This window comes from Geobacillus sp. CAMR5420 (genome assembly GCF_000691465.1).
Lineage (GTDB): Bacteria > Bacillota > Bacilli > Bacillales > Anoxybacillaceae > Geobacillus > Geobacillus thermoleovorans.
Genome location: NZ_JHUS01000015.1, coordinates 1 through 4,797, shown reverse-complemented (window position 1 = coordinate 4,797; position 4,797 = coordinate 1). Strand labels below are relative to the sequence as shown.

The 4,797-nt window shown below is 36.3% G+C and carries 3 protein-coding genes and 2 pseudogenes; 1 reads left to right on the top strand and 4 read right to left on the bottom strand.

Annotated features, from left to right (window positions below; translation table 11 throughout):
* Positions 1-247: pseudogene (locus DI44_RS0116935) on the top strand (IS4 family transposase); the annotation flags it as partial.
* 12 nt (positions 248-259) lie between these two features.
* Here DI44_RS0116935 and DI44_RS13265 read toward each other — a convergent pair.
* The 4 genes and pseudogenes from DI44_RS13265 to DI44_RS13280 all read right to left on the bottom strand — a co-directional run.
* Positions 260-538: pseudogene (locus DI44_RS13265) on the bottom strand (metalloregulator ArsR/SmtB family transcription factor); the annotation flags it as partial.
* Between the two features lie 420 nt (positions 539-958).
* Positions 959-1,831 carry a DNA-binding protein gene (locus DI44_RS13270; protein WP_011230090.1) on the bottom strand — a complete coding sequence of 291 codons (873 nt, stop codon included), beginning with the start codon at positions 1,829-1,831 and terminating at the stop codon, positions 959-961.
* 290 nt (positions 1,832-2,121) lie between these two features.
* Positions 2,122-4,260 carry a heavy metal translocating P-type ATPase gene (locus DI44_RS13275; protein WP_004577738.1) on the bottom strand — a complete coding sequence of 713 codons (2,139 nt, stop codon included), beginning with the start codon at positions 4,258-4,260 and terminating at the stop codon, positions 2,122-2,124.
* Positions 4,253-4,621 carry a metalloregulator ArsR/SmtB family transcription factor gene (locus DI44_RS13280; protein WP_011229855.1) on the bottom strand — a complete coding sequence of 123 codons (369 nt, stop codon included), beginning with the start codon at positions 4,619-4,621 and terminating at the stop codon, positions 4,253-4,255. The genes DI44_RS13275 and DI44_RS13280 overlap by 8 nt, the downstream gene beginning before the upstream one ends.
* Between the last annotated feature and the right edge of the window lie 176 nt (positions 4,622-4,797).

The window sequence follows — 4,797 nt, the reverse complement described above, 5'->3', positions numbered from 1 at the left end:
CCCGACCTTGTTTGGCACGACGGAAAATGCGGTATACAACCAACTGTTTGCGGCGTTCATCGCGTATGTGTTGCTGCGATGGCTGTATGATCAAACCAAAAAACGGACGAACGTCTCTCTTTCCTTCATTTCGTTTGTTCGCCGTTTTTTCTCTGGGCAGCTTCCTCTCGATTGGAAATCCGGGATGGCCGCTGCTTTGTTTGAGTATGCCCAAATTTATGGAAGACGTATGTCTAATTTTGGATAATCAACACTCGTGATGTTGCAGAATATCTTGGATGAAATCATATAACTCATTTTGTGAATTGAGGGAATAATAAATCCACTGTCCCCTCTTATCTTCTTTTACTAATCCTGCATCTTTTAACTTGCGAAGATGCTGACTAATAGCCGGCTGACTCATGTCAAACACCTCAAGAAGCTCGCATACACAACACTCACGTTGTTTTAAAATTGCCATGATCGTTAAACGTGTTTTATCACCAAGCAACTTTAAAACGTGTGATGCTTTTTCTATTTCCACTACTGTCTTTTGCATGGAAACACCTCCTATTCTTTTATGATTATATAGTTATTTACTTATATATATGAGCGAAAATGAAATATGATACTCCTAAATCCCTTTATTTGCAATTTTGTTCCTCTCACACTAAATAATGATGTCACATCTTTCATATCCACGAAATGGATATGGTAGTATAACCATACTTACTCTTCCCTTTAATAAGTATATAACTACATACTTATATAAAACAAAAGAAAAAAACGACTTTAACATAATCTTTACAAATTCAAACGAAAGTGTGAAATTCGGAAGTAAACTTGCCTTATCTCGTCTCCATTTGTTGTTATTCTTCAGAACGAGAGATTCTCCTCCTCGTCATAAATTTCTTTTATTTGTTTCGGTTCGTTTGTTAACTCCATTTCAAATCCTTATTTATTTGATAAGTAAAAAAGACTAACGACTCGAGTCGTTAGCTAACACTGTTTCGTCAACTGAATTCAGGATTTGTTCTAATTTGGTTCGGATCGCGTTTTTAAGCATGGATCTTAAATTTTTTTTATACTTCTTCTTAGTCAATGGACAAATATATTCTCCATCATCAATAACCTCGTTTTTTAACTCTCCATCTTCATTGAAAAACAACGTATATATTTCGTTGATTAGTTTATTTTCTTGCTGTATGTAGTTTATTGTTTCACTTTTGTATCCCTTGATCACTTTTTCGAAAATCATTTTAAAATCTTCAATAGACATCTCTTTCTTTAATTTGCGTTCCATTGTTTTTGGTGTTTCATTACTACTTTCTTGTTGATTTTTCTTTTCTAATTCTTGATACATCTCATCCATTTGCTCATATAAACCGATTAAAAAAGCATTTTCTTCTTCCAGTTTTTGAACTTTAACCGTTAATTCAGTGATTTGCTCGTAAACCAAGTTCAACTCATCCTGCATATTAATGAGTTGATTTTCTAATTGATTCTTCTCCTCCATGAGCTGTTTCATTAATTCTTCCGAGTGAGTGCTATCACCTTTAACTTCTTCAGAATCCAATTTATTATGCTTTTCACGATGGTCATTCGCCAACATTGAAAAAGAGTTTTCTACATACCATTCATAAACTCCCATTACTTCAGGCAAACCTGGTCTCTGTTCTTCAATAAACTCGAATAAATCATCGTGATAAATTCGCCAACCCTCCTTTCGATTTGCCGAACGTTCTGCTTTAATCTTTCCTTCTCTGATCCAACGAGTAACCATTTGAATTGAGTCAGTAATGTAATATTCCTGAAGTATTTTTAGTGCTTGGTGAACATTATATACTTCCATCTCCTTCTCCCCCGCTCAAAATTATTTAAAATAAAAATATGTTGGTAATGTTATACCTATGACATTACCTAAGTAATTTTAGGAAAATAAGAAATGCTTGGCTTTAAGCGCCAAGCATTTTTATTAAAATCCCATTTAATTAATTAAGATCTCTAAAATTTAGGTCATTTGTTTTGTTAGTTTTGACTGTTTTTAATCAGGGCTTTGTTAAATTTCAATGTTGATTTTTAAACCACACAAAAAGACCGAAATAAATTCGGTCTTTTTGTGTGTCTTCTTCAACTATTGCATTATTCTTTCACATTTAGCAATCGCATGCTGTTTAATGTTACGATTAATGTTGCTCCCATATCCGCAAATATCGCTAACCATAACGTTAACCAACCAGGTACAATTAACAATAACGCCAGCACCTTAATGCCCAAAGAGAAGGTAATGTTTTGCTTAATAATTGCTAAAGCCTTGCGGCTCAATTTAATCGTATATGGCAATTTACTTAAATCATCAGACATTAAAGCAATATCGGCTGTTTCAAGGGCTGTATCGGTTCCAGCACCACCCATTGCCACACCAACGGTTGAAGCTGCAAGAGCTGGTGCATCGTTCACACCATCTCCAACCATCGCAACACTTCGATACTTGTCGCGAAGCTCTTTGATGAAATTCAGTTTATCTTCTGGAAGTAAATCGGCTTTAATATCGGAAACACCGACTTGTTTTCCGATGGCTTCGGCTGTTCTTTGGTTATCTCCCGTCAGCATCACCGTTTTTTCAATACCGACTTGATGAAGTTTTCGAATAACCTCTTTGGATGATTCTCTTATTTCGTCTGCCACGGCAATTAACGCCAGAATTTCTTTTTCCGTTCCTAATGCCATGACCGTTTTCCCTTGTATTTGAAGGGTTGTAATTTGTTCTTTTATTTCTGATTGGATGCCATTTGGAAGAAGTTCTTCAAAAAGACCTGGACTTCCGACATAATACATTGCGTTATTTACTTTGGCTTTGACCCCTTTACCGGTAATGGATTGGAATTCTTCAACCGATACATCATTAAAATTCAATCCATCTTCTTCTGCTTTTCTTATAATGGCGGAAGCAAGTGGATGTTGTGAGCCTTTTTCAATGGCTGCTGTAATGGTCATTAGTTCATTTTCATTGCCATTATAAGTGACTACATCGGTGACGGAAGGAATACCTTTTGTTAATGTTCCTGTTTTATCAAAAGCAATCACTTTTAAGTTTCCTGCTTCCTCTAAATAAATACCACCTTTAATTAACACACCGTTTTTCGCTGCATTTCCAATGGCAGTTACAATCGAAACAGGCGTGGAAATAACCAACGCACACGGACAACCAACCACTAATACAGCTAGACCTCGATAAATCCATTCGCTCCAATCAGCACCCATAAATAATGGAGGAATAACGGCTAGTAAAAGAGCAAAAATGATAATGGCTGGTGTATAGTATTTGGCAAAACGATCTACAAACGCTTGAGAAGGTGCTCGTTCTGCTTGAGCTTCTTCCACTAAATGGATGATTTTCGAAAGAGTTGTATCTTCCACTCGTTTTGTAACTTTTACTTCCAATAACCCTTCTTCATTCAATGTTCCTGCAAAGACTTCATCACCGACTGTTTTGGTTACTGGAACACTTTCTCCCGTAATGGCAGCCTGATTTAGCGTAGATGTACCCTTGATGACGATTCCATCCATCGCTAATTTCTGACCAGGCTTTACGATCATAATATCTCCGACTTGAATATCGTCAACAGGGACCATCATTTCTTCATTTCCGCGACGAATTAATGCTTCTTTTGGAGCAATATCCATCAACGATTCAATGGATTGACGAGCTTTATCCATGGAATAACGCTCTAAGGCTTCGCTAATGGCGAATAGAATAACAACCGTTGCACCTTCTCCCCATTCACCAATCGCTGCAGCTCCTAAAATCGCCACTGTCATCAGCGTATTCATATCAAAATTCAATCGAACTAGGTTTTTGAAACCTTTTATAAATAACGAATATCCACCGATTAAAATTGCTGCAGCATATCCAATTGTCGCAAAGATATGCTCTTCTCCGTATTGCTTCCCTAAAAACCAACTGATCACAAGCAAAACGGCGGAAATATACACTTTAATGTTCTCTTTTTGCTTCCAAAAAGGTTCACGCTTGACTGATTTTTCTTTATCTTCCCGAACCTTTAAGTTTTCAAAAGCTCCTGCTTTTTCTAATTCTTCGATGGTTGTTGTACCCCAAACGGTAATTTTAGATGCTCCAAAGTTTACTTTAGCATCTTGAACACCTGGCAATGATTTTACATTATTTTCAAACTTTGCCGCACAGTTTGCACAAGTAAATCCTTGAACACGGTAGGTTTTCGCTTCTGATTTAGATAATTTTGCTTGTTGTTCAGACACGGACTTTCACCTCTTTCTCATGTACTAACGCAATCATGATTAACTGCTTAATATGGTCATCATCCAGCGAATAAAATGCTAGCTTTCCTTCTTTTCGATACTTTACAATCCCTTGTTTATAAAGAGTCCGTAAATGATGGGAAGTGGTTGCAACAGAAGCCCCAATGATATTGGCAATATCACATACACATAACTCTTTATCTTGGCAAAGTGAATAGACAATTTTTGCCCTATTTTCATCTGCCAGTGCTTTAAACAACAGGACAACACTGGATATATCTTCTTTTTGCAATTCCCCTTGTATTCGATTGACTTTTTCTTCGTCATAACAATAAATTTCACATGTATCTTTCTTACTCATTCATTATCCCCCTTTCATATTCAAATTTCCGTTTGAATATATTATACCCCATTTCTTTTATTATTCAAGTATTTATTTGAATTAAAAACAAAAAACATCCATGAGTAAGCTTTTACTCGCCACCCAAGCATGAAAATAACCGCTCATGGATTCATTATTTTCACAGAAAAGTTCCA

Excerpts from the sequence above, each read along its gene's own strand:
- DI44_RS13270 (WP_011230090.1), bottom strand. The coding sequence starts at position 1,831 with ATGGAAGTATATAATGTTCACCAAGCACTAAAAATACTTCAGGAATAT.
- DI44_RS13280 (WP_011229855.1), bottom strand. The coding sequence starts at position 4,621 with ATGAGTAAGAAAGATACATGTGAAATTTATTGTTATGACGAAGAAAAA.